The 24,263-nt window shown below is 33.4% G+C and carries 21 protein-coding genes; 13 read left to right on the top strand and 8 right to left on the bottom strand.

The window, feature by feature from the left end; all coding sequences use genetic code 11:
* The first annotated feature begins 99 nt into the window (after positions 1-99).
* The 5 genes from BXU11_RS08695 (at position 100) to tpiA (ending at position 6,314) form a co-directional block, all read left to right on the top strand.
* Positions 100-2,061: a KUP/HAK/KT family potassium transporter gene (locus tag BXU11_RS08695; protein ID WP_024980072.1), complete on the top strand. Its 1,962-nt coding sequence runs from the start codon at positions 100-102 to the stop codon at positions 2,059-2,061.
* 127 nt (positions 2,062-2,188) lie between these two features.
* On the top strand, positions 2,189-3,415 hold the full coding sequence (locus BXU11_RS08690) for an RsmB/NOP family class I SAM-dependent RNA methyltransferase (protein ID WP_078212236.1): 1,227 nt from the start codon (positions 2,189-2,191) through the stop codon (positions 3,413-3,415).
* Between the two features lie 208 nt (positions 3,416-3,623).
* Complete coding sequence (locus tag BXU11_RS08685; protein WP_078212234.1) at positions 3,624-4,724, top strand: BT_3928 family protein; 1,101 nt, start codon at positions 3,624-3,626, stop codon at positions 4,722-4,724.
* 312 nt (positions 4,725-5,036) lie between these two features.
* Positions 5,037-5,531, top strand: a complete 495-nt coding sequence (locus BXU11_RS08680; RefSeq protein ID WP_024980069.1) for a TlpA disulfide reductase family protein — start codon at positions 5,037-5,039, stop codon at positions 5,529-5,531.
* A 30-nt stretch (positions 5,532-5,561) separates the two neighbouring features.
* Positions 5,562-6,314 carry a triose-phosphate isomerase gene (gene tpiA, locus BXU11_RS08675; RefSeq protein WP_024980068.1) on the top strand — a complete coding sequence of 251 codons (753 nt, stop codon included), beginning with the start codon at positions 5,562-5,564 and terminating at the stop codon, positions 6,312-6,314.
* Between the two features lie 300 nt (positions 6,315-6,614).
* On the opposite strand, the gene katG is transcribed toward tpiA, so the two are convergent.
* Together katG and BXU11_RS08665 are read right to left on the bottom strand one after the other, a co-directional pair.
* Entirely contained in the window at positions 6,615-8,831 is a 2,217-nt protein-coding gene (gene katG / locus BXU11_RS08670; protein WP_078212232.1) for a catalase/peroxidase HPI, read from the bottom strand.
* Between the two features lie 243 nt (positions 8,832-9,074).
* On the bottom strand, positions 9,075-11,000 hold the full coding sequence (locus BXU11_RS08665; protein ID WP_078212230.1) for an amino acid permease: 1,926 nt from the start codon (positions 10,998-11,000) through the stop codon (positions 9,075-9,077).
* Positions 11,001-11,547: 547 nt separating this feature from the next.
* On the opposite strand from BXU11_RS08665, the gene BXU11_RS08660 reads away from it, so the two are divergent.
* The 3 genes from BXU11_RS08660 (at position 11,548) to BXU11_RS08650 (ending at position 14,185) form a co-directional block, all read left to right on the top strand.
* On the top strand, positions 11,548-12,756 hold the full coding sequence (locus BXU11_RS08660; RefSeq protein WP_078212228.1) for an anhydro-N-acetylmuramic acid kinase: 1,209 nt from the start codon (positions 11,548-11,550) through the stop codon (positions 12,754-12,756).
* A gap of 310 nt (positions 12,757-13,066) precedes the next feature.
* A complete protein-coding gene (locus tag BXU11_RS08655) occupies positions 13,067-13,540 on the top strand; it encodes a hypothetical protein (protein ID WP_078212226.1) in 474 nt (157 codons plus the stop codon).
* Positions 13,541-13,606: 66 nt separating this feature from the next.
* Complete coding sequence (locus BXU11_RS08650) at positions 13,607-14,185, top strand: hypothetical protein (protein WP_024980063.1); 579 nt, start codon at positions 13,607-13,609, stop codon at positions 14,183-14,185.
* Between the two features lie 66 nt (positions 14,186-14,251).
* Here BXU11_RS08650 and BXU11_RS08645 read toward each other — a convergent pair whose 3' ends face one another.
* The 4 genes from BXU11_RS08645 to BXU11_RS08630 all read right to left on the bottom strand — a co-directional run bounded on the left by BXU11_RS08645 (position 14,252) and on the right by BXU11_RS08630 (position 16,891).
* On the bottom strand, positions 14,252-14,698 hold the full coding sequence (locus BXU11_RS08645) for a sensor of ECF-type sigma factor (protein WP_306372101.1): 447 nt from the start codon (positions 14,696-14,698) through the stop codon (positions 14,252-14,254).
* A 33-nt stretch (positions 14,699-14,731) separates the two neighbouring features.
* A complete protein-coding gene (locus BXU11_RS08640) occupies positions 14,732-15,145 on the bottom strand; it encodes a hypothetical protein (protein ID WP_078212224.1) in 414 nt (137 codons plus the stop codon).
* A 32-nt stretch (positions 15,146-15,177) separates the two neighbouring features.
* A complete protein-coding gene (locus tag BXU11_RS08635; protein ID WP_078212222.1) occupies positions 15,178-15,720 on the bottom strand; it encodes an RNA polymerase sigma factor in 543 nt (180 codons plus the stop codon).
* 64 nt (positions 15,721-15,784) lie between these two features.
* Positions 15,785-16,891, bottom strand: coding sequence for an SRPBCC family protein (locus BXU11_RS08630; protein ID WP_078212220.1), 1,107 nt, complete (start codon positions 16,889-16,891; stop codon positions 15,785-15,787).
* Between the two features lie 332 nt (positions 16,892-17,223).
* Here BXU11_RS08630 and BXU11_RS08620 point away from each other — a divergent pair, with 332 nt between their 5' ends.
* Positions 17,224-17,625: a nucleoside triphosphate pyrophosphohydrolase family protein gene (locus BXU11_RS08620; protein ID WP_078212218.1), complete on the top strand. Its 402-nt coding sequence runs from the start codon at positions 17,224-17,226 to the stop codon at positions 17,623-17,625.
* 57 nt (positions 17,626-17,682) lie between these two features.
* Here BXU11_RS08620 and BXU11_RS08615 read toward each other — a convergent pair whose 3' ends face one another.
* Entirely contained in the window at positions 17,683-18,750 is a 1,068-nt protein-coding gene (locus tag BXU11_RS08615) for a branched-chain amino acid aminotransferase (RefSeq protein WP_078212214.1), read from the bottom strand.
* 379 nt (positions 18,751-19,129) lie between these two features.
* Here BXU11_RS08615 and mnmD point away from each other — a divergent pair, with 379 nt between their 5' ends.
* Together mnmD and BXU11_RS08605 are read left to right on the top strand one after the other, a co-directional pair.
* A complete protein-coding gene (gene mnmD, locus BXU11_RS08610; RefSeq protein ID WP_078212212.1) occupies positions 19,130-19,798 on the top strand; it encodes a tRNA (5-methylaminomethyl-2-thiouridine)(34)-methyltransferase MnmD in 669 nt (222 codons plus the stop codon).
* A 119-nt stretch (positions 19,799-19,917) separates the two neighbouring features.
* A complete protein-coding gene (locus tag BXU11_RS08605; RefSeq protein WP_024980054.1) occupies positions 19,918-20,115 on the top strand; it encodes a hypothetical protein in 198 nt (65 codons plus the stop codon).
* Positions 20,116-20,150: 35 nt separating this feature from the next.
* Here BXU11_RS08605 and BXU11_RS08600 read toward each other — a convergent pair whose 3' ends face one another.
* Positions 20,151-21,092 carry a LysR substrate-binding domain-containing protein gene (locus BXU11_RS08600; protein WP_024980053.1) on the bottom strand — a complete coding sequence of 314 codons (942 nt, stop codon included), beginning with the start codon at positions 21,090-21,092 and terminating at the stop codon, positions 20,151-20,153.
* Positions 21,093-21,465: 373 nt separating this feature from the next.
* Between BXU11_RS08600 and BXU11_RS08595 the strand changes: the two genes are divergently transcribed.
* Positions 21,466-21,756 carry a DUF4834 family protein gene (locus tag BXU11_RS08595; RefSeq protein ID WP_024980052.1) on the top strand — a complete coding sequence of 97 codons (291 nt, stop codon included), beginning with the start codon at positions 21,466-21,468 and terminating at the stop codon, positions 21,754-21,756.
* A gap of 48 nt (positions 21,757-21,804) precedes the next feature.
* Positions 21,805-24,216 carry a YfhO family protein gene (locus BXU11_RS08590; protein WP_078212210.1) on the top strand — a complete coding sequence of 804 codons (2,412 nt, stop codon included), beginning with the start codon at positions 21,805-21,807 and terminating at the stop codon, positions 24,214-24,216.
* Positions 24,217-24,263: the final 47 nt, after the last annotated feature.

Here is a 24,263-nt window from a genome sequence, read left to right as displayed (position 1 = left end):
ACGGCAATTAGGTCGTGCTTTTTTTAATTATTTGTTGTAATAAAATCTTGTTATATATTTTAAAATACTAAATTTGGTGCAGTTTTTTAATTTTTTTTCATGAGCACATCGCACAAAGACCTGCATAGTAAATTGACATTAGGTGGTTTATTAATTTCTTTAGGGATTATTTATGGTGATATTGGTACATCACCTTTATATGTAATGAAAGCTATACTTGGCACACACATAATTGATCCCGATGTTGTATTAGGAGGAGTTTCCTGTGTTTTTTGGACTTTAACATTACAAACTACTTTAAAATATGTTATTCTGACCTTAAGTGCCGATAACCATGGAGAAGGAGGGATTTTTGCGCTATATGCTTTGGTCAAAAAAACTAAGATCAAGTGGCTTATTGTTCCTGCAATTATTGGTGGTAGTGCTTTATTAGCCGATGGTATAATTACCCCTCCAATTTCGGTTTCGTCAGCTGTAGAAGGGATTAAGACGTATAACCCTGAAATCAATACGGTACCAATCGTTATTGCTATTTTGGTGATGTTGTTTACAATTCAGCAGTTTGGTACTAAGTTAGTAGGGAGGTTTTTTGCTCCAATGATGACCATTTGGTTTAGTATGTTAGCGATTTTAGGAACTATACAGGTTTTTTCACACCCTGAGGTATTTAAAGCGATTAATCCATATTACGCCTACAATTTATTATCTATTCATCCTGAAGGATTCTTTGTACTTGGATTTGTTTTTTTATGTACTACAGGTGCAGAAGCATTATATTCCGATATGGGGCATTGTGGAAGAAAAAACATCCGCATCAGTTGGATTTTTGTAAAAGTAGCGCTGATGATGAACTATTTTGGTCAGGCAGCTTACTTGATCAATCAAGGGGGTGAAACTTTACAATCTCTTGGAGGAAAGAATGGAAATCCATTTTATTTAATTATGCCAAGTTGGTTCCAACCATTTGGAATTGTTATTGCAACACTTGCGGCAGTAATTGCTTCTCAAGCTTTAATTAGTGGTTCGTTTACTTTAATAAATGAAGCCATGAGATTGAATTTTTGGCCTAAAGTCAAAATTAAATATCCTACGGAATTGAAAGGACAATTGTATATTCCATCCATTAACTGGTTGTTGTTAGCGGGTTGTATTGGTATTGTGCTTCATTTTAGAGAATCAAGTAATATGGAACATGCTTATGGTTTAGCGATTATACTTTGTATGATAATGACTACCATATTATTGAATTATTATTTAATAATGAAGCGTGTGAAATGGTATTTTTTCATGCCCCTTATTTCCTTGTATTTAATCATTGAATTTAGCTTTTTGGCTGCAAATGTTACAAAATTTTCCGAAGGTGGATATGTAACTTTATTTATTGCATTAGTTTTAATATCTGTAATGACCATTTGGTATTTGGCTAAAAAAATTAATAAAAGCTATACTAAAATTGTAAAAATTGACAATTTCAAAAAAGTATTAGTGGAATTGAGTAATGATCTGACCATTCCTAAATATGCAACACACTTAATCTATTTGACTAATGCTGGTCGAATAGATGAAATTGAAGAAAAGGTGATGTACTCCATTCTTCAGAAAAGACCAAAAAGAGCTGATATTTATTGGTTTGTTCATGTAAATGTCTTAAACGAACCGTACAAAAAAGAATACAAAGTAACCGAAATTGTAAAAGACGATTTATACAGAATAGATTTTAATTTAGGATTTAGAGAGCCTACCAAAATTAATTTGATGTTTCGTGAAGTGATTCTTGATATGGTTAAAAGGGGTGAAGTAGATGTGACCAGCCGTTATGAGTCTTTAAATAAAAACAATATTATTGGAGACTTTAAATTTGTGCTTTCAGAAAAATTCTTATCCAATGATTCCGATTTATTGTGGCATGAAAAAATCATTATGAATTCTTATTTTTTAATTAAAAAATTGAGTTTATCTGAAGAAAGTGCTTTCGGTTTGGATAGTAGTTCTGTGAAAATAGAAAAATTCCCAATGGTGCTTCACGCTCCCGAAAATCTCGGACTGCACAGAATCAAATAATACATACTTTAAAAACACTGTTTTTTGCAGTGTTTTTTTTTGGGGATTAAAATTATCAAAGAACAATGCGTACTAAAAATTTAACATTCAACCAATAAATAGTACCTTTGCATTTCAATTATTTAAAATGAGATTACACAGAAATTTAGTTTACACTACGATAGACGCTTTGAATGCGATATTCAATGAAGGAGAATATGCCGATAAAGTTGTAGCACGTTCTTTAAAAAAAGACAAACGTTGGGGAAGTTCCGACAGAAAGTTTGTTGCCGAAACCATATACGAAATAGTACGTTGGAAACGATTATATGCTGAAATTGCCGAAGTAAAGGAGCCTTTTGATAGAGATAATTTATGGAGAATGTTTTCGGTATGGGCCGTATTAAGAGGCTATCCAATTCCAGATTGGAGACAGCTTGAAGGTACGCCAGAACGAAAAATTAAAGGTCGATTCGATGAGCTTTCAAAAATTCGTGCTTTTAAAGAATCTATTCCAGATTGGATGGATGAAGTAGGAGTTAAGGAGCTTGGTGAAAAAGTGTGGTCCAAAGAAATCGCTGCTCAAAATCAACCAGCCAAAGTGGTGTTAAGAGTAAATACGTTGAAAACTACAAAAGAGCAATTAAGAGCGCTTTTGATGGATTTGAATATTGAAACTGATACCTTACCAGATCAACCTGATGCCTTAGTTTTACGCGAAAGAGCTAATGTTTTTTTAACGGATGCTTTTAAACAAGGATTGTTCGAAGTTCAAGATGCTAACTCACAGTTAGTAGCTGCTTTCTTGGATGTTAAACCTGGAATGCGCGTTGTAGATACTTGTGCAGGAGCAGGAGGAAAAACGTTGCATATAGCCGCCTTGATGGAAAATAAAGGTCAGTTAATTGCTATGGATTTATACGAAAGCAAACTCAAGCAATTGAAAATAAGAGCCAAAAGAGATAGTGCTTTTAATATTGAATATCGTATCATTGATTCAACTAAAGTCATCAAAAAGTTACATCAAAAAGCGGATAGAGTATTGATTGATGCTCCATGTAGTGGACTTGGTGTTTTAAAAAGAAATCCTGATGCTAAGTGGAAATTACAACCTGAGTTTATTGATAACATCAGAAAAGTACAATCCGAGGTTTTAGAAAACTATTCTAAAATTGTGAAACCAGGTGGAAAATTGGTGTATGCAACCTGTTCAGTACTTCCTTCTGAAAATCAAGAACAAGTGAAACGCTTTTTAACTACTGATATTGGTAAAGAATTTACTTTTATCAAAGAGCATAAAATTTTAGCTTCTGAATCGGGTTTTGATGGGTTTTATATGGCATTATTAGAGCGAAAAGAAAATGCAGTTCAATAGATTATTACCTTAGGGAAATATCTTTATTACGATAATTTTGTATACAAACAACCAAAAGAACAGCTGTTTTTTTGGTTGTTTTGTTTTTATCTGCTTTCAGATAATTTTCACGGTTTTTTTTTGGATGATTTTAACCTATAATAGTTGCTTTTATCAGTGTTTATCCCTAATTTTTACCCAAATTTTTTTCATAAAATAAATTATTATTATGCGACAACTGCTCACTCATTTTTCTCGACTTTTTGTTGGGGTTTTATTTATTATTTCTGGATTAATTAAGCTAAATGATCCTCTAGGATTTTCTTATAAATTGGTAGAATATTTTAGCGAAGCGGTTTTTAATGTGCCTTTTTTGTCACCATTTGCTTTAGCGATTGCCTTGTTTTTAGTAATTCTTGAAGTAGTTTTGGGTGTCATGTTACTGTTAGGATATCAGACCAAATGGACTATTTGGAGTTTATTACTCTTAATCATTGTTTTTACTTTTTTAACGTTTTACTCGGCATATTTTGATGTAGTAAAAGATTGTGGTTGTTTCGGCGATGCATTAAAATTGAAGCCATGGGAAACCTTTGGAAAAGACATTGTTTTATTGGTCTTTATTTTGATTTTGTATTTCAATCAAAAATGGATTCAACCATTGTTTGGTTTGGGTACCCAAAAAGTGATTGTTTTAGCCGCTTTTTTCTTGAGTTGTTTCATGGGATATTGGGTTTTAAATCATTTGCCTTTAATAGATTTTAGACCTTTTAAAGTAGGAAATAATATCAATGAAGGAATGGTTATCCCTGATGATGCACCCAAAAGTGTGGTAGAAATGGTGTTCATTTATAATGTAAATGGCGAAAATAAAGAGTTTACTGATAAGGAGTTAATGCAAATTCCTGAAGGAGCCACCTTTGTAGATCGTAAAGATAAAGTTATTAAAGAAGGGTATGTGCCTCCCATTCATGATTTTACCATGGAGAAAGATGGAGTGGAGTATAGAGACCTTTTTTTAAGAAATGAAAAATTCATGCTAATGGTAGCCTACGATTTAGAAAATGCAGATGCCGATGGAATGAAAAAACTGAAAGCATTGCATCAAAAAGCTGTGAAAAAGGGATACAAAGTTATTGGTATGACAGCTTCGTCTCCAGAGCAAATAGCAAAAGCTCAAAAACAATACGGATTAACCTTTGATTTTTATTTCTGTGACCCGATTGCTTTGAAAACAGTGGAGCGTGCTAATCCAAGCATAGTGTTGCTTTCTAAGGCAGTGGTTGTGCAAAAAGTACACCACAATGATATCGAAGATTTAAAGTTGTAATTGATTTAATTTTAACTTTATAAAGTGCGGCTATTCTTGTAATAGGCGCATTTTTTTTGTGTTATCGCTTTTTTAAGAAGGTGTTCTATCTTGGTTTATGTATAGTGAAGTGTCGTGATAAAATCTTAACTGCGCTTTACAAGGAAGATTTGTCAGACCCAAATAAGGCATCATCTTTTTTGCAGATTTTTATTTATTAACGATAACGTTATTTTTTTGGTTATTTAACAAAAAAACAACTAAACTGTAAAATCAATTTCGTGATAGATGAAATACTTTCTTTAAATTTGTAAAAACCAAAAAAATACATTTATGAAAAAAATGCTAGCTATTTTTATCGCTTTTGCTAGTTTTTCTTGTTCTCAAGCGCAAAAAACCAATTTTTCACCTGTTGCTTTGAATGAAAAACTATTGTCCTTGTCAGACCAACAAGTTGCTTTTAAGGATATTTTAAAAAAGAACAAAGGTAAAACTGTGGTTGTTGAAATGTGGGCGTCTTGGTGTGGTGATTGTGTAAAAGCGATGCCTAAATTGAAAGCATTACAAGCTAACCATCCCGAAGTGAATTATGTTTTTATCTCTATGGATAAAACAGCCGACAAATGGAAACAAGGCATTGAAAAGCATGAAATAAAAGGAGATCACTATATGGCCAATGACCAGATGAAAGGAGTATTTGCCAAAGCAATTGATCTTGATTGGATTCCAAGGTATATTATAATCGATAAAAAAGGCAAAATTGTGCGTTATCGAGCCGTTGAAACCGATTTTGATGTTATTGAAGAAACCTTAAACAGTTTAAAATAAATTACAAATTCAACTATAAATACAAAAAAGATGAGAAAGAAGATTGTTGCAGGAAACTGGAAAATGCATAAAAATGCTACTCAAACACAAGAATTATTATCCGATTTATTAGCTAAAATACCAGCTCAAACCAACGCACAAGTTATTGTAGCGCCTACTTATATTAATTTGGCTGCTGCTGTAGCTAAAGTAGAAGGTTCTGCAGTTGAGGTTGCAGCTCAAAATCTTCATCAAGCAGAAAGCGGTGCTTTTACTGGGGAGATTTCTGCTGATATGATTAAGAGTGTAGGAGTGAATCATGTTATTTTAGGTCATTCAGAGCGTAGAGCTATTTTTCACGAAACAGACGCCCTAATTGCAAGTAAAGTAAATACAGCTTTAGAGCATGACATGACTGTTATTTTCTGTTTTGGAGAAGAGTTAAAAGACCGTCAATCCGGTAATCATTTTAACGTTGTTGAAAACCAATTGAAAGACGGATTGTTCCATATTGCTGCTGCTGATTGGGAAAAAGTAGTGTTAGCATATGAGCCAGTTTGGGCTATTGGAACAGGGGAAACAGCTTCTCCTGAGCAAGCACAAGAAATGCACGAATTTATTAGAGAAACTGTTCGTAAAGCATTTACTAGTGAAATTGCAGAAGATCTTTCTATCTTGTACGGTGGAAGTGTTAAACCAGACAATGCTAAAGAAATTTTCTCTAAACCAGACGTTGATGGTGGGTTAATTGGTGGAGCTGCGTTGAACGCTTCTGATTTTGTAGCTATCATCACTGCTATCTAAGATACGAAATCATTCTTAAATATCGTTACTAAAAAACGGCTGTCTATTTAGGCAGCCGTTTTTGTTGTTTTTATTATGTTCCTTTTGCTTGATTCTGTAATAAACAGCATTTTCGCAACTTATTATTTGGGCGTTACCACAAGGGTCGGGCTTTACGCTACAATCTTTTTGAGGCAGAAAAGCCTCAAAAAGGATTTTCGCTTCAAACGAAGTTCACTGAACTCCTATTAAAATAGTATAAGTGAAGTAATCCCTAACGCAAAATGCTGTAATGAATAGCATTAGGCTGTATTTTTAGTATTACACTAAATCAAAACGATCTGCATTCATGACTTTGGTCCAAGCTTTTACGAAATCTGTAACGAATTTTTCTTTGGCATCGGAACAGGCATATACTTCAGCAATTGCTCTTAATTCTGAGTTAGAACCAAATATTAAATCGACTCTACTTCCAGTCCATTTTGCAGTACCTGTTGCTCTGTTGCGACCTTCAAATGCGTCATCCGAGCTATTAACAGCACTCCAAGAAGTACTTAAATCCAAGAGGTTTACAAAGAAATCATTACTCAATACATCTTCTTGATGGGTGAATACGCCTAGTTTTGAATGATTAAAATTGGTGTTTAAAACACGTAATCCACCAATTAAAACAGTCATTTCTGGGGCTGTTAGCGTAAGTAATTGTGCTCTATCTATCAGCATTTCTTCTGCAGAAACCGTAAATTTAGTTTTGGAGTAATTTCTAAATCCATCTGCCTTAGGTTCTAAAAGTTCAAAAGACTCTGTGTCTGTTTGTTCTTGTGTAGCATCGGTTCTACCTGGAGTGAACGGAACGGTTAGGATATGTCCTGCATTTTTAGCAGCCTTTTCAATACCAACATTTCCGGCTAATACGATCAAATCAGCAAGAGATACTGTTTTGTTATCGGTTTGCGCAGCATTAAAGTCATGTTGAATAGTTTCAAGAATTCCTAACACTTTATTCAATTGCTCTGGATGATTTACGTCCCAATCTTTTTGAGGTGCTAATCGGATTCGTGCTCCATTGGCACCACCTCTTTTGTCAGAACCACGAAATGTTGAGGCAGATGCCCAAGCAGTGGAAACTAATTCTGAAATAGTTAAAGATGAATTTGCTATAGCGGCTTTTAAAGTGTTACTATCTTCATTGTTGATTAGTGTGCCAATTGGTTTCGGAACTGGATCTTGCCAAATTAATTCTTCTTTAGGAACTTCAGGTCCCAAATAGCGTGAAACAGGTCCCATATCACGATGGGTTAGTTTGAACCATGCTCGTGCAAATGCATCGGCAAGTTCATCAGGGTTTTGGTGAAATCTACGAGATATTTTTTCATAGACAGGATCCATTTTTAAGGCCATGTCTGCAGTAGTCATCATCAATCGTTGTTTTTTGGTTGGGTCGCCAGCAGCAGGGGCCATTTTGGCATTGGAAGCTTCAGTTGGTGTCCATTGATGTGCGCCTGCAGGACTTTTGGTTAATTCCCAATCGTATCCTAATAAAACATTGAAATAATCGTTGTCCCATTGTGTAGGGTTTGGAGTCCAAGCGCCTTCAATTCCACTAGTAATTGTATCGTCACCTTTACCGGTTCCAAATGTGTTTTTCCAACCAAGACCTTGTTCTTCTATAGAAGCTCCTGCTGGTTCTGGTCCTACATACACACTTGGGTCTGCAGCTCCATGGGCTTTTCCAAAAGTATGTCCACCTGCTACTAGGGCTACGGTTTCTTCATCATTCATGGCCATACGGGCAAATGTTTCACGAATGTCTTTTGCGGAGGCTAATGGATCAGGATTACCATTTGGACCTTCTGGATTTACATATATTAATCCCATTTGAACAGCTGCCAATGGATTTTCAAGTTCTCTATCTCCAGTATAGCGTTTGTCTTCAAGCCATTTTCCTTCAGATCCCCAATAAATATCTTCTTCAGGTTCCCAAACATCTTCTCTACCGCCACCAAAACCAAACGTTTGTAGTCCCATAGATTCCAAGGCACAATTTCCTGCCAAGATCATCAAATCTGCCCAAGAAAGTTTCTTTCCGTATTTTTGTTTTATTGGCCAAAGTAGTAATCTGGCTTTATCTAGATTTCCATTGTCTGGCCAACTATTTAGTGGAGCGAAACGTTGTGTTCCAGATCCTGCGCCACCTCGCCCGTCTGCTGTACGATACGTACCAGCACTATGCCAAGCCATACGTATAAATAGTGGTCCGTAATGACCATAATCAGCTGGCCACCAGTCTTGGGAGTCGGTCATTAGGTCAAAAATATCTTTTTTGAGTGCGTTATAGTCCAAACTATTAAAGGCTGCTTTGTAGTCGAAATGTTCTCCCATAGGATTCGATAGCGAAGAATTTTGTCTTAGAATGGATAAATTCAATTGATTAGGCCACCAATCACGATTATTGGTTCCTGAGCCTGCACTTTTAGTTAGAGTACCGCTTGAAAAAGGGCATTTGCCACTTGCATTGGTTTTTGCATTGTTTTCCATAGTATTTTGTTTTAATGTATTGATCGTTATGATTGCTAAGATAGCGCGTTTTTATCTATTTAAAAATTAGTTACAATAGATAAAAACTATTTTAAGATGTTTTTTTTATTTATAAAGATATTAAAATTGTATAAAATTATTGATAATCAGTGTTTTGAATTTTGTATTGCTTTGGGGTATAAAAAAAACCTCCCAGATCGTTCTAGGAGGTTTAAGGTTTTATTTTGAAGAATTTACTTGTATTTATTTTACATTTAGTTTACTGTTCTTTCGGCTAAAACTAAAGTAAATGACCAATCCTATCAGTAACCATATACCGAAGTAAATCCAGTTCCATACACTTAATTCGGCCATCATATATAAACAACATATCAAACCTAGTAATGGGATTAGTGACAGATTTTGACGATACGCCCAAATAGATAATCCTATTAAAGAGAATAAGAAGATCCACATTGGTATTTTATGTTTAAATAAATCAAAACCACTTTCATATTTGAGACTGTCATCAATTGGCAATCCAGCTACTATGGCTTTATATTCAGCCTTATTTTCAGCATGAATACTTAACAAATTCTCTAAATCGATCTCTGATTTTGGCGCTTTGCTTCCTTCTGTAGTAATTAAATAATCTCTTACAGTTTGAGATTCTTCTTTGTTGAGTGAGGTGACAATACTTGAAGGTTCGTTTACTTGTGTAGTATTGGTAATAAAATCCATGGTTGCCTGTTTGTTGAAAGTAAAAGCAAATACTAGACCTGCAATCAAGAATAACGGCATAATGAATTTTGAATTTACATAAGGCGTTTTGAATTTTCCACGAGGAATGTCTGTTTTATTTTGAAGCGATAAAACACCTGCACACACTAATACAAAAGCAAATAATGTTCCAATACTACATAAGTCTGTCACCATTGTAAGGTTTAAAAATAATGCTGGAACTGCCACTACAAAACCGGTTACGATTGTAGCAAAGGATGGTGTTTTGAATTTAGGGTGAACGGTTGAAAATTTCTTTGGTAATAATCCGTCTCTACTCATGCTCATCCAAATACGAGGTTGTCCCATTTGGAATACTAACAATACGCTGGCCATGGCTACCACAGCTGATACAGCAATAATGCCGGAAAGCCATTTTAAATCTAATTTATCAAACACAAAAGCCAAAGGATCTCCAACATTTAATTGATTGTAGCTTACCATTCCAGTTAATACTAATGCAATCGAAATGTATAATAAGGTACATATAATGATAGCCCACATCATTCCTTTGGGTAAATCGCGCTGTGGATCTTTACATTCTTCAGCAGTTGTTGATATCGCATCAAAGCCGATGTATGCGAAAAAAACAGCGGAAACTCCTTTTAAAACCCCCGAAACACCATTTGGAGCAAAGGGCTGCCAGTTGGCAGTGTCTACATAGAAAATACCAACAGCAATAACTAATAGTACAACACAAACTTTTATAGCGACCATTAAATTACTCGCATTTCTAGATTCTTTCATGCCGCGATACACCAAAGCTGTAATTAAAACAATAATTAACAAAGCAGGTAAGTCAGCCACCAAATGAAATGATCCAATAGTAGGAGATGTGGTCCAAGCGGTGTAGGCCATTTGTGTAGCTGTTTCTAAGTTTTCAAATGATTTACCGCCTTGCATTAACGCGGTGGCTTCTTTGAACCCGTTTGAGGCAGTCAAATAATCCATTTGTACCCATTGTGGCAGGATAATGCCTCCACTTTCTAATAGTCCAGTGAAATAATCACTCCATGAGATGGCTACTGTTATGTTTCCAACTGCATATTCCATGATCAGTGCCCAACCAATAATCCAAGCTATTAATTCTCCAAAAGCAACATAGGAATAGGTGTAAGCACTTCCAGATACAGGGACCATTGAGGCAAATTCAGCATAAGCAAATGCGGCAAAACTACAAGCTATTGCTGTGAAAATAAATAAAAATATTACTGCAGGTCCACCGTCTGCACTAGCTTTCCCAATGGTGCTAAAAATTCCAGCACCTACAATGGCGGCAATTCCAAATGCAGTTAAGTCGCGAGCGGTTAAGTGTTTTCCTAAGGCATCATGTCCTTCGAGGTTGTTTTTTTCAACTTGTTTTAGAATGTCTTGAACTGTTTTTTTTCTAAATAAACCTTTTAATGCCATTTTTCGAATTTTATTGGTACTGTTGTTGTATAAATGCCTTGTAAATAAATGTTTTACTTTCTTAAACTAATGTTAAGATATGTTTTTTAACTGTTTTTCAAAACGATATAATGTTTTTTGTTTTTTATTCTTGCTGTAAAAAGAATAAATTCATTTTTAATACGTTAAAAAAGTCAAATATATGTAAAAATGTTTTGTTTGAAAAAAAATACATTTTTTTTATTTAAGATTTTATAACTTTTATTTTACAACGGGCATAAAAATAGTAATATACTAATTATCAAACCCGCAATTCAACATTTTTTTAGCATTTTGTAGTCAATTAATCCATTGATGAAATAAATAGATTTAAATTCAACTTGTAAATATTTAAAGTTTGTTAAATTTTATTTGAAGATTTGATGTGCTTAGATATTTGTTTTATAAACATTCGGTCTGTTGAAAAAAAATAATTACTATTAATAAGCGAAAGCAAGGTTTTATTGCTTTTGAAGTTGAATGTTGATATTTTAGTTAATTTTGAAAAGATAAATAACAGTACATTCAAATGAATTCAAACATAATCAAATTATCTAAAATTGCACAAAAAGAAGAACGAAATATTATTGGTTTAATGTCCGGAACTTCGTTGGATGGTTTAGATGTTGCTTATTGTAAAATTACTGGAGAGGGTATACATTCTAAAGTGAAATTGGTTCATTTTGAAACGATACCTTACGATACTGAAACAAAAAACGAAATTCGAAAAGTTTTTGCCAAAAAAATGATTGATTTTCAGCAGCTGACGCTTTTGAATGAATGGATTGGCGTATTGCATGGGAACATGGTAAATCAATGTTTGAATCAATGGAACTTATCGAGTAACGATGTCGATTTGATTGCTTCTCATGGTCAAACGGTGCTTCACGCTCCAAAATCCTTACACCAACAAGAAAAATTCCCAAATGCTACATTGCAAATTGGTGATGGAGATCATATTGCCGTGCTTACACAATGTATCACGATTTCGGACTTCCGTCAAAAACATTTGGCATTGGGAGGTGAAGGAGCGCCATTGGCGGTGTACGGAGATTATTTTTTGTTTAGCACCGATTTAGAAAATCGTATTTTGTTAAATATTGGTGGAATTTCAAATTTTACTTTTTTGCCAAAATCTGGAGATTTTCAAGATGTTTTTGTTAGTGATACTGGAACTGGCAATACGCTGATGGATGCTTACACTCGACTGCATTTTCCTGATCTAGCCTTCGATGTCGATTCAAAAATCGCTCAATCAGGTTCAGTATCTTCGGATTTGTTATGCTCATTAAAAAACCATGATTTCTTTAAAGCTCCTTTCCCTAAAAGTACTGGTCCCGAATTGTTTAGTATGGAGTATTTAAATCGCTCTATGCAAGAATCTAATACTACTACATTAGGTGTCGCTGATGTTTTGGCCACCTTAACTCGATTTACAGCCGAAACCATTGCGGAGGCTATTATTGAAATTAGTGCTACTAAGTTATGTACTTCAAATAATTTATCTATTTATGTTTCTGGTGGAGGTATGCATAATCCGTTGCTAATGGACAATTTGAGGCAGTTACTTGATTTTTCAATACAATCCACTCTTGATTTAGGTATTGATGGTGATGCTAAAGAAGCAATACTCTTTGCTCTATTGGCAAATGAAACGGTAGCAGGGACTTCCTACTCTAATTCTGTTACTCAAAACACCCCATATTCTAGTATGGGTAAAATTTCGTTTCCATTGTAGTTTTTATATACGCAAAAATACGTAGCTTTTTTTATGTATAAATGAATGTTAATATTTTTATATATTTTATGTAATTTAAGAAATTTATTAATAATAAAATAAAATACAATCACTTAAAATTAATTTTATTTATTTTAAAGCTACTTGTTTGGTTTTATTGTTAAATTTAACAGTATAAAATTGATGATTGTTTTAATTAAATCGATTAGTTCTTTTTGGTGTAAAAAAAATTCTGTTTTTTTGATTTTATGTTTGTTGATGATTTTGCCTTTCAAAAGCCCTGAAGTTTTAACCTAAAACCTACGAAGTTATGGAAAATAATAAATCCCTTAATAGTTTTCAATGCTTTGTTTCTAACTCTAGTGCTAAATCCAATAACAATAGCAGTAGTACAAGTTTATTATTGAATCAAAAAAAGCTTATCAGGGAGATTAATTTTCTTGAAAAGTCGGTAGTTGAATTACAAAAAGAAAGAGAAAAATTAAATTTACAGTTACTTCACGAAAAAAATAATTACAGCAATTCAAATCAATTCTCTAAGAATGATGTCCAAGAAGGATTGGAGGAAATTATGTTTATTATTTCTCATAAAATTAGGTTGCCGCTCACAAATATACTAGGATTGACAAATCTGTTAAGCACAGAACATAATGTGGATGTTGATAATCTTGAGATAGTTGAATTGATAAAAAAATCAGCTGCAGATCTTGACACATTTACAAGAGAGTTGACTTTTTTTATAAAGACGATGCATCGTAGAAAGAAAATGGATTTGTCTAAATAGCAATAGATAAAACATTTTTATTGATTATTATCTGTTTTTTTTACATCTAATTTTAAATCTAAAGCTATGAAAACTCTAATTCTATTATTGGTGAGTGTGTTTACATTTGCACAAAGTGATAAAGAAAATTTCATTGCATTTTCAGGAGCGGTAGATGCTAGAAATTTATTTTTAGGAAGTGAACCGACTAATTATAAGTCAGGAATCAATTATTTACTTCAATTTGCTATGGTTTCAAGAAATTATGAAGTAAATGTTGGATACGAAAGTTTTTCTATTACCCAATTCAGTAAGTTTACGATTGGTTTTGGATATCATATTCCCTTACGTTTTAACATAGGAAGCTTATTGATTAAGTCAACAATAATTCCATCAATGGAGCCAACTTTAATCAATAGATGGGGTAATTGGGGAGGTGGTATTTCCTATGATCAAAAAAGTTCACATATTTCGGTGGGCGGAAACTTGGCTTATAGAATTAATATTTCTGATTCAATAGCAATCGAATATTTATTTAATGTTTTGCCAAGAGTTGATCTTAATGCTATGTATGGTGATGGAAGTTGGGATAATAGGAGAAGTTTGAATGGAATTCCATTGGTAGGAAGTAATTATTTTAAGTTGATTTATAAATTAAGAATTTAAGATTATATGTTTCATTTTTTATTCTAACAAAAGTTCATTCGGAAGTGGAATGAACTTTTGTTTTTTTTATTTGTTTTTGTTACGATATTGTTGTAGTAATTTGCGGTCAAAATCAATTTCAGATTTTCTGAGTTTTAGAATCTTAGTGGGTATTAAGATACCTCGAAGTGCTTGATTGTATTTTTTTCTACAATGATATTGTTCATCATCAGTGTTTTCTATTTGATTCAAAAAAACTAAGGCTTCTTTTTCGCTCATATTGTCTAGGGAGCCGTCGTTTAATTTTTTGGCATATGTTTTCATTTTTTGATGCCTTAATTCAAATTGTTTGTCGTCATAGGCATTGTAAACAGGCCAAAATTTAGCTGCTTCTTCGGGAGTCAAGTTGAGTTCGGTAGTCAAAAAAGCTACTTTCATGGCTTTGATTTGATCTCTTTTTTCTTTTAATCTTTCATTTTGACCAAAAGCAGTAAATGATAATAGCAAAATAATCAATGGGAGAATATGTTTCATTGTAATGTATTTTTTAATTTTATTTTGTAGACTTTATTCAATTATAAGTTGCTCTATGTTTCCTTCTTTAATTAAGTAATCTTCAACTGTTGTTAGATCTGCACTCGTTGATTCTAACAGGGGTAAAGATTGGTTTAGGTTTATTTCATTTATTAAGTCGTATTCAGTAATATTGGGTTGATAGGCTAAATAATTCTCTAAATAGGTACTGTCAAATTCTGTTGTGCTACTATGAAAATGATTGTAAAGCGGTATACTCAATACACCAATAAAAATGGCTGCTGCTGCCCAAATTAATTTTTTTCTCTTTGAGAAAAGCGGAATTACTTTGGCTTCTTTATTGGGTAGATCCGCAAGAAGTGTAGCCGAAAAGGTGTCGAAATAATTTTCAGGAACCTTAAATCCAGCAGATATCTTAGGATGTTGATCTAATTTGAATTCTTTCATAATGTTTTTAGACTAATAAGTTGGCAAATGGTTTAATTTTCAGTCATAAAAGTTTCTATTTTTTTGGTGGCATGATGGTAAGAAGCTTTTAATCCTCCAACCGATGTTCCTAGGATTTCTGATATTTCTTCATATTTTAAATCTTCGAAGTATTTCATTTTGAAAACCAGTTGTTGTTTTTCTGGTAAGAGTGCGATTGCTTTTTGTAATTTAATTTGAATTGCATCGCCTTCAAAATAGACATCAGCTTCCAGATTTTGCAGTATTTTATCTTGTAACTCTTGTGAACTAAGCTTGTTTTTTTTGGCCTTTTGATTTAGAAAAGTCAAAGCTTCATTAGTAGCTATGCGATACATCCAAGAGAAAAGTTTGCTGTCTCCTTTAAAATCTTTTAAATAACGAAAAATTTTAATAAATGTATTTTGCAAAACATCGTCAGCATCATCATGATTCAAAACTATGTTTCGAATATGATGGTACAACGGTCTTTGGTATTCCTTCAATAACAGCTCGAACGCTTTATTTTGCGTTTTCGGATCTAGTAATTGCTGGATAAATGCTTTTTCGTCTTGCAAGTGTTACACTTTTTGTGGGTTAGACTAGCATTTACTACGAAGGTTTAATTGTGGATCTTCTTTTTTAGAATTCAGATGGGATCTCTTCCTCAATAGTAGTTTCCACAGGTTTTTTCTTTGGGATATACGTTCGAACAATTGGAGATGGAACAACTTTTGGTTGAATAGGAGTATAGATCGTGGTAATCCATTCAGAGGGTTTTGTGCTTTTATTCTTTCCAACGGTATATACCTCGATATGAGAAAATGTTGTTGCTCTGGAAATGCCTTTTGTGTTAAAATAACTAGCAGTTTTATCTAAAGCTTTTAGCATGTGGCTATAATCCCCTTTTGCTATCGTTTTTACCGCAGGGAAACCTTCAAGCTTGCCGATAGTTATGTCTTTTTCAATACTTATTAAGTTTTCGTCTTGGATCGGGAGGCAAAATGATAGTTTTACTGTTTCTTTGGGTAAGTCGTAAAGATGGTAGATGATAAAGGGTACTCCCGAGATTTTAATGCCATTCTCACTACAATAGTTAGTTAATTTCTCAAAAACAATTTTACTGTTTTTTGAAATATTACTTGTTTTACTGCTAAAAGTTTGGCTGATATAATTTGTTGAAGTTTTTCGAACTTCTCCTACTACTTTAGAGGAATAAGTATTCATTTCGTAGTCTAAGATTTTATCTAAATTGGTCAAGCTCTTTTCGTAAATACTTCCTAAATTACGTTCAGCTCCTCCTTTTAAAGCGGCCAACATTTTTAATTCGAAACTCAAGTTACCTTTGGTTTTCCAAGTGACTTTTGTACCTCCAACAGTATCCTTGAAGTTCCAAAGTACCTCGGATTCGGTTCCGTTATTGTTTAGTTTTTGAACAATACTCTCATTGATTTTGCTTTTTAGCGTCACAATATCTCCTGTTCCTTCTGCTCCTGTCCACGAACATGAGGCTCCATTTCCAGAAGTAATACCAGAATAAGTCATGTTTAAACTCGAATCTTCAAGCATCCAAGTGTTGAAATCGGGCCAGTTTTGGTAGTCGTTAACATAAGTAAAAACGGCCGATTTAGGTGAGTTGATTACTTTACTGCGTTCCAATTGAAAATCACCTTTTTGCGTAGCAATAAAGATAGTAGTGGCAACAATACTGAGTAGAAATAATAAAAAAAGATACTTTAGGATTTGCATGAGATGTAAAATGTAAACTTGAGTAAAGTTAAAAATTTTATTCAAAAAAGGAGTCTATGAAATTTAATGCTTCAAAAAAATCTTAATAATAAACAAAATCCCAATAAAGGCAATAAATCCTAGTAAAATTTTATAATTTCCTTTATAAAAAACGCGATGTAAATTCGCATCTTTTCGGTAGGCAATTATCATTGCAAAAATAAAGGCGATGGCGAAGCAGGCTCCAAATACTAATTGTCCTTGACTAAACATAATGGTAATTTTTTGTACAAATTTAAGGAATTGATTAGGAATTATTGCTAATTTGTACTTTCAATTCATAAATCAAAAGTATGCAAAAACAAATAGAAGCGGTAAAGGAATTTCATACTGCTTTTGCCATAGGGCATAAAGAACAACCCCACGCTAATTTGGGTGATGCAAAACATCTGCTTCGCTTTAATTTGATGAAAGAAGAAAATGAAGAATATCTAGAAGCCGCCAATAATAATGATATTGTTGAAATTGCTGATGCTTTGGGCGATATGATGTATATTTTGTGCGGTACAATCATCGAACATGGATTACAAGATCATATTGAAGCTGTTTTTGATGAAATTCAACGAAGCAATATGAGTAAATTGGGCGAGGGCGGAAAACCAATTTATAGAGAAGATGGTAAAGTTATGAAAGGACCTAATTATTTCAAACCTGATTTTTCTAAGATTCTCAAGATTGTTGCAGATTCAAAATAAAACGAAAGGCGATTTTCATCGTGAAAATCGCCTTTCGTATTTTTTATAAAGTATATATTAGATTTTTACAGTCCAACCAAATGGATCCACTTCTAATTTGTGTTGCATTTTAGTTAGTTTGCTTTTCAATTGTTCTGCGTAAGAGTTTTCGATTTTAGGTAATTCGTAATATTTATCTTTATACGAATATCCAACAATTGGGTTAACCACTGCCGCTGTACCTGCTCCAAAAATTTCTTTTAATGTTCCGTTGTTAGAAGCTTCTACTAGTTCGCTAACCAAAACTGGTCGTACTTCTACATTGATGCCTTCTTTTTTGGCTAATTCAATTAAACTTTTTCTAGTAATTCCATCCAAAATTCTCTCGCTTACTGGAGCAGTCAACAATGTGTCGTTGATTCTGAAGAATACGTTCATGGTGCCAGCTTCTTCAAGTTTAGTATGTGTCGCGTCATCTGTCCAAATTACTTGCTGGAAGCCTTCTTTGTTGGCTAAAGTAGTTGGGTAAAATTGTGCAGCGTAGTTTCCGGCAGCTTTTGCAGCTCCAATTCCTCCATTGGCAGCTCTACTATAATGCTCAGCAATTAAAACTTTTACTTCACCAGAATAGTATGCTTTTGCTGGAGAAAGAATAATCATGAATTTGTATTCGCTTGAAGGGTTGGCTACTACACCATCACCTGTTGCAATCATAAAAGGTCTGATGTACATCGTATTGCCTAATCCTTTCTTCACCCATGCTTCGTCGATTTTCAAAAGTTCGTTCAGTCCATTCATGAAAACTTCTTCTGGAACTTCAGGCATTGCCATTCTCACTGCCGATGCATTAAATCTTTTGTAATTTTCATCTGGTCTAAAAAGCCATAGATCATTATTATCGTCTTTGTAAGCTTTCATTCCTTCAAAAATAGCTTGTCCGTAGTGAAAAACTTTGGCCGATGGGTCTAATAGAAAAGGTTGGTAGGGTTTAATTACAGGTTGTTGCCAAGCGCCATTTTTAAAATCGCATTCCAATAAATGATCAGTAAAAACGGAACCAAAACTTAAATTATCAAAATCTACATCGTTTATTTTGGAAGTAGTAGCTTTTGTGATATCAATTGTTGTTGTTTGAGAAGTACTCATGATTAGGTTTTAATAGTTAAATTCAATAGCTAAAATCATAGAAAAAATGCTTCTTTTGTATGATTTTTATTTTTTTACAAAATTAAATAAAAAAGCCTATAAATAGTCCTAAAATTTTTCTCTCTGTTGAATTTGATAATGTTTTGTAATTTTTCTAATAATCAGAATTATTTATTGTCTTTTTGATGAAAGAATAAATAAATACTTGAGATTTTGTCTGTTGCATAACGTTAGTAATGATTAATTTTGCTTTAAAACTAAAAACAAAATTCACAAATTTATTTTAATTTGTTTTAATTCAATGATAATGTTATTGTTGATCAAATGGTTAGTGATATTTTGAACAAAAAATAACGATAATACAATTACTTTTACCGCTATGAAAAGAAACGTGATTCAAACGTTGGATGGTTCTACCACGATCCAAATTGAGGATTGGGATGAGTGTTATCATTCTAAGCATGGTGCAATACAAGAAGCCAAACATGTGTTTATCAAAAACGGATTGGCTCTTTTTCCTGCGCAATCCCTCTCCATTTTAGAAATAGGTTTTGGTACGGGACTCAATACTTTTATTACTTTTCTAGAAGCCAAAAAACTTCAGCAAACCATAAGTTATGTTGGGGTCGAGGCTTATCCAATTTCTGTTGCAGAGTTACAGGGTATGAATTATGTTTCGGAATTGCAGGCAGCAAGCGACCAAACAGTTTTTGATGTTATTCATTCTAGTGATTGGGAAAAAACTGTGGCGTTAGCTTCTAATTTTTCGTTAACTAAAAGGCAACAATTTTTTGAAGACATTAGTGATCAAGCGCAGTATGATTTGATTTATTTTGATGCTTTTGGTTATAGGGTTCAGCCGGATTTATGGAGTACCGAGATCTTTAAAAAAATGTTTGATGCACTCAAGAATAAGGGTGTTTTGGTTACGTATGCTGCTAGAGGCGTTGTAAAGAGAAGTATGATAGAAGTAGGTTTTACCGTCGAAAAATTAGAAGGGCCACCTGGTAAACGAGAAATGTTTAGAGCCACAAAGTGCGTGCCTTGATAGCACTTCGAAAACGTTATTAATTGCATAAAAAAACTATAAATCTTAGTTTGCTTTGTAAAAGCAAAGCATAAAAAAAGTATTTTTACAACAAGATAACCCCAAAATCTTATTTTATTATGTCTAAAATAATGTTTGATTACACTAAATCAGTGCTAGAAAGAGTAAGTTTTGACCATAGTCTTTTTTGTAAAGAATTAGAAAAAGCCATAAGAACTTTGTTGCCTTATGAATTGGAACAATTAAGAGAATGGTTGTTTGATTTTACTGAGAAAAAGCCAGAATTAAAACAATGTTTAATAATTGTAAATAGATAAAAGAAAGGAACCTGTTTAGGTTCCTTTCTTTATGTTTACTTTTTTTGGACAGGACTAATAATTTCAACATTTTGAAATACAATTGCTCCTTTAATTACTCCGGCAATCGTATTGCGCAAGGCGTCAATGATTTGAATTTTTAGCTCGTTTTTTGGGTAAATTAAGCTAATTTCTCTAGCGGGTTTTGGCTCTTTGAAATGTTTTAGTTTTCCTTTGTCAGATTCTTTCAAATCCAAGGTATGAAGATAGGGGAGTAATGTGGTGCCTAAGCCTTCATCAGCTAATTTGATTAAAGTTTCAAAGCTGCCGCTTTCAATAGTGAAGTGGTTGACTTGATTGGAATTGCTGTTTTTGCATAAATTCAAGATGCCATCTCTAAAACAGTGTCCATCTTGCAATAAAAGAATTTCATCTAAATTCAAATCGCTAACCTCTATTTCTTTTTTGTCAAAATGCTGATGACCTTCAGGAATGTAGGCAACAAAAGGTTCATAATACAAAGGAATTTCCTTTATTTTTTCTTCTAGAAGTGGAGTAGCCGCAATGGCAGCGTCCAGATGTCCATTATTTAGTTTGGTGATAATTTCAGCAGTATTGAGCTCTTCAATAATCAATCGTATTTTTGGATATTTTTTAATAAAATTATTCAAAAACATGGGCAATAAAGTAGGCATGATAGTAGGGATGATTCCTAAGCGAAATTCTCCTCCAATAAATCCTTTTTGTTGTTCTACTATATCCTGTATGCGATCTGCTTCGTTAACAATATTTTTGGCTTGATTTACAATTTTTTGACCAATCTCTGTAAGTTGTATTGGCTTTTTGGTTCGGTCAAAAATTTGAACACTTAGTTCTTCTTCTATTTTTTGAATTTGCATGCTGAGGGTGGGTTGCGTCACAAAGCATTTCTCAGCGGCTAGAGTAAAGTTTTTATGCTCTGCTACGGCGAGCACGTATTTTAATTGAGTAATTGTCATTGATAGTAAAATTTGATGTAAAGATAATTACAATCAATTAAAGTGATCGTGATTTCTACTTTTAATTCTAAATTCTTGCAGGAATTAATGAGCGATGCCTTAAATCTAATATAATTTTTAGCAGTTTATAATGTTTGATTTGATGGCAGGTAATATCATCATCGTACTTTAAAGCTTGTATTTGTTTTAATAATTATTTTTTACCTCAAAAAAAAAGTAACTTCGTATGAGTTAAAAACTAAATGCAAATCGTTTACAGTAAGTGTCTTGTTGGTTTTGTGTTGTTGTTGGTTGCGTTTTTTTATTATTTATTTATGATTTTTGTTTTAAAAATGAATGTTGGATTTAGTAAATTTGAAAAAATTTTTTCAATATGCAACTAGCTTCATTTAGTGGTTTTATAAAGACATTGTTATACATGATCATGTTTTACTATGTTTTTAAATTTTTAGCTAAACTTTTTTTGCCGATATTAGTTAAAAAAGCGGTTGAAAAAGCCGGAGAGAGTTTTCAGCAGCAACAACAGTATTCACAACAACAGTACAATCAAAATAATAGAAACTATACTCATCAAGATGAGATTATTGTAGATACTGCACGTTCTAAAAACCCAAAAGAAACCAAAAAAGTGGGAGAATATGTGGATTACGAAGAAATAGATTAAATTTGTGCGCTGAAGCCCTTTTTTTAATCTAATTCAAATCTGAATCCATTGAAAGTTATAAATAAATTCTATCCGCACGCATTAGCTATTTTAGGTTTTGTAGTTATTTCTTTAATTTATTTTTATCCTGTTCTACAAGGAAAACAAATTTTTCAGTCTGATATCGCTCAGTTTACTGGGATGGCCAAAGAGCAAAATGACTTTAGAGCCATCGAACATCAAGAACCTTATTGGACAAATTCTGCTTTTGGTGGAATGCCTACCTATCAGTTAGGTGCAAAATATCCTCACGATTATATTGGTGCTCTTGATGATGCAATCCGATTTTTACCTAGACCAGCTGATTATTTATTCTTATACTTTCTAGGATTCTACGGCCTTTTATTGGTCTTAAAAATCGATCCGTTAAAAGCATTTTTTGGTGCAATTGCCTTTGGTTTTTCTACTTATTTGATTATTATTTTGGGAGTGGGACACAATGCTAAAGCCCATGCCATTGGGTATATGCCGATGGTTGTTGCTGGTTTTATTCTTGTTTTTCAACGCAAATATATTGTAGGAGGTTTGGTTACTTTATTTGCTACAGCACTAGAAATTAATGCGAATCACTTTCAAATGACGTACTATTTGTTGTTGTTTTTGTTGATTTTGGTGGGGTATTATTCGTATCAGGCCATCAAAGAAAAACAATATCAGGATTTAGTAAAAAGTTTTGGGATTTTGGCGATTGCAGGGATAGTTGCAATTGGTGCCAATGCGACCAATTTATTAGCGACTTCTGAATATGCTGCTTTTAGTACGCGTGGGAAAAGTGAATTGACATTTAATCCAGATGGTTCTCCTAAATCAGGAGATAATGGGTTGACTCGAGATTATATTACAGAATACAGTTATGGTATTATGGAAAGCTTTAATTTGATTGCTCCAAGACTCTTTGGTGGTTCAAATAGTGAAGCTTTGGGAAAAGATAGCGCCATGTTTGAATTTATGATTGGGCAAGGTGTTCCTGAAGATCAAGCTGCCGATTTTGCTAATGGATTACCAACGTATTGGGGTGATCAACCAATTGTAGCAGCACCTGCCTATATTGGAGTTGTGGTTTTCTTTTTGGCGGTTTTAGCATTATTTATTGATAAAAGAAAAATTAAATATGTATTCTTTGGAGGCGCTATGATTGCGTTAGTCTTGTCTTGGGGAAAAAACTTTTCTTTAGTGACGGATTTCTTCATCGATTATATTCCTATGTATGATAAGTTTAGAGCCGTTTCGTCTATTCAGGTTATCCTCGAATTGTGTTTCCCTGTTTTGGCTATTATGGGATTACAATCCTTTTTTACTTTGGAAAAGCAACTACAAACTAAAGGAATTTTGCATACCGCATTATTTGGTTTGGGAGTTATGATAATTCTTTTTGTAAGCAAAGGCGCGTGGAGTTATGCTGGCAGCAGTGATGGATTGTATTTGCAAAACTATGGTCCTGGATTTGTAGATGCGCTAAAAGCTGATCGTATGAGTTTATACACTGCCGATTTGTTGCGTTCTACTTTTTTTATAGTGTTAATTGCAGCTGTATTGTGGTTTTATACTCAAAAAAGATTGGCACAAAATACCGCTATAATTATTGTTGGTGTTTTGATGATTTTTGATCTTTTCTTCGTGGATAAAAAATATGTGTCAGGAAAAGATTTTATGAATGGTAGAGAAGTGGCAGCTCCATTTCAGGAAACTCCTGCTGATATTCAAATTTTGAGAGATCCTTCTAATTATAGAGTTTTTGAGGTAAGTGGAAATCTATCAAGCGCAAGAGCTTCGTACTTTCATAAATCTCTGGGAGGTTATCACGCAGCTAAGCCTAGAAGAATTCAGCAATTATTCGATTATCAAATCGCTAAAAATAATATTGAGGTTTTAGATTTTTTAAATGTAAAATACATCATTCAGACCGATAAAGAAGGCAAAGAATTTCCAACAGTTAATCCTAATGCGAATGGCAATGCTTGGTTTGTAAGTCAAATTAAAGCAGTTTCTTCTGCTGATGAAGAAATGAAAGCTTTAGATAAGTTTGATTCTAAAAATGTGGCAATTGTCAATACAAAAGAGTTTGCTATTCAAAATAAAAACTTTGTAAAAGACACTTCAGCGGAAATAACTTTGGAGGACTACAAACCGAATCACTTAACGTACACTTCAAGTAATGCTAATGCTGGTTTAGCAGTGTTTTCTGAAATGTATTATGCTAAAGGTTGGAAAGCCTACGTTGATGGTAAAGAAACTCCAATTTACAGAGTAGATTATGTTTTGAGAGCTATTGAAATTCCAGCTGGGAAATACAAAGTAGAATTCAAATTCGAGCCACAAGTGGTTCAAACAGGAAGTATTATCGCCTTGGTAAGTTCTATTGGAATGCTATTGCTTTTGGTAGGAGGTATATATGTAGAGAGAAAAAAATCAAGAAAATAGAGTAAAGAAAGAGATGAAAACTAAAGCTAAAATCGATGCTAAAAAGG

It is taken from the genome of Flavobacterium sp. LM5, assembly GCF_002017945.1.
GTDB classification, from domain to species: Bacteria; Bacteroidota; Bacteroidia; order Flavobacteriales; family Flavobacteriaceae; genus Flavobacterium; species Flavobacterium succinicans.
Note: the sequence above shows the minus strand (reverse complement) of the source record. Positions and strands in the feature narration are given on the sequence as shown.

What these genes read in the sequence shown, in the direction of transcription:
- BXU11_RS08695 (WP_024980072.1), top strand. Translation starts at nt 100, where the DNA reads ATGAGCACATCGCACAAAGACCTGCATAGTAAATTGACATTAGGTGGT.
- BXU11_RS08690 (WP_078212236.1), top strand. Translation starts at nt 2,189, where the DNA reads ATGAGATTACACAGAAATTTAGTTTACACTACGATAGACGCTTTGAAT.
- BXU11_RS08685 (WP_078212234.1), top strand. Translation starts at nt 3,624, where the DNA reads ATGCGACAACTGCTCACTCATTTTTCTCGACTTTTTGTTGGGGTTTTA.
- BXU11_RS08680 (WP_024980069.1), top strand. Translation starts at nt 5,037, where the DNA reads ATGAAAAAAATGCTAGCTATTTTTATCGCTTTTGCTAGTTTTTCTTGT.
- tpiA (WP_024980068.1), top strand. Translation starts at nt 5,562, where the DNA reads ATGAGAAAGAAGATTGTTGCAGGAAACTGGAAAATGCATAAAAATGCT.
- katG (WP_078212232.1), bottom strand. Translation starts at nt 8,831, where the DNA reads ATGGAAAACAATGCAAAAACCAATGCAAGTGGCAAATGCCCTTTTTCA.
- BXU11_RS08665 (WP_078212230.1), bottom strand. Translation starts at nt 11,000, where the DNA reads ATGGCATTAAAAGGTTTATTTAGAAAAAAAACAGTTCAAGACATTCTA.
- BXU11_RS08660 (WP_078212228.1), top strand. Translation starts at nt 11,548, where the DNA reads ATGAATTCAAACATAATCAAATTATCTAAAATTGCACAAAAAGAAGAA.
- BXU11_RS08655 (WP_078212226.1), top strand. Translation starts at nt 13,067, where the DNA reads ATGGAAAATAATAAATCCCTTAATAGTTTTCAATGCTTTGTTTCTAAC.
- BXU11_RS08650 (WP_024980063.1), top strand. Translation starts at nt 13,607, where the DNA reads ATGAAAACTCTAATTCTATTATTGGTGAGTGTGTTTACATTTGCACAA.
- BXU11_RS08645 (WP_306372101.1), bottom strand. Translation starts at nt 14,698, where the DNA reads ATGAAACATATTCTCCCATTGATTATTTTGCTATTATCATTTACTGCT.
- BXU11_RS08640 (WP_078212224.1), bottom strand. Translation starts at nt 15,145, where the DNA reads ATGAAAGAATTCAAATTAGATCAACATCCTAAGATATCTGCTGGATTT.
- BXU11_RS08630 (WP_078212220.1), bottom strand. Translation starts at nt 16,891, where the DNA reads ATGCAAATCCTAAAGTATCTTTTTTTATTATTTCTACTCAGTATTGTT.
- BXU11_RS08620 (WP_078212218.1), top strand. Translation starts at nt 17,224, where the DNA reads ATGCAAAAACAAATAGAAGCGGTAAAGGAATTTCATACTGCTTTTGCC.
- BXU11_RS08615 (WP_078212214.1), bottom strand. Translation starts at nt 18,750, where the DNA reads ATGAGTACTTCTCAAACAACAACAATTGATATCACAAAAGCTACTACT.
- mnmD (WP_078212212.1), top strand. Translation starts at nt 19,130, where the DNA reads ATGAAAAGAAACGTGATTCAAACGTTGGATGGTTCTACCACGATCCAA.
- BXU11_RS08605 (WP_024980054.1), top strand. Translation starts at nt 19,918, where the DNA reads ATGTCTAAAATAATGTTTGATTACACTAAATCAGTGCTAGAAAGAGTA.
- BXU11_RS08600 (WP_024980053.1), bottom strand. Translation starts at nt 21,092, where the DNA reads ATGACAATTACTCAATTAAAATACGTGCTCGCCGTAGCAGAGCATAAA.
- BXU11_RS08595 (WP_024980052.1), top strand. Translation starts at nt 21,466, where the DNA reads ATGCAACTAGCTTCATTTAGTGGTTTTATAAAGACATTGTTATACATG.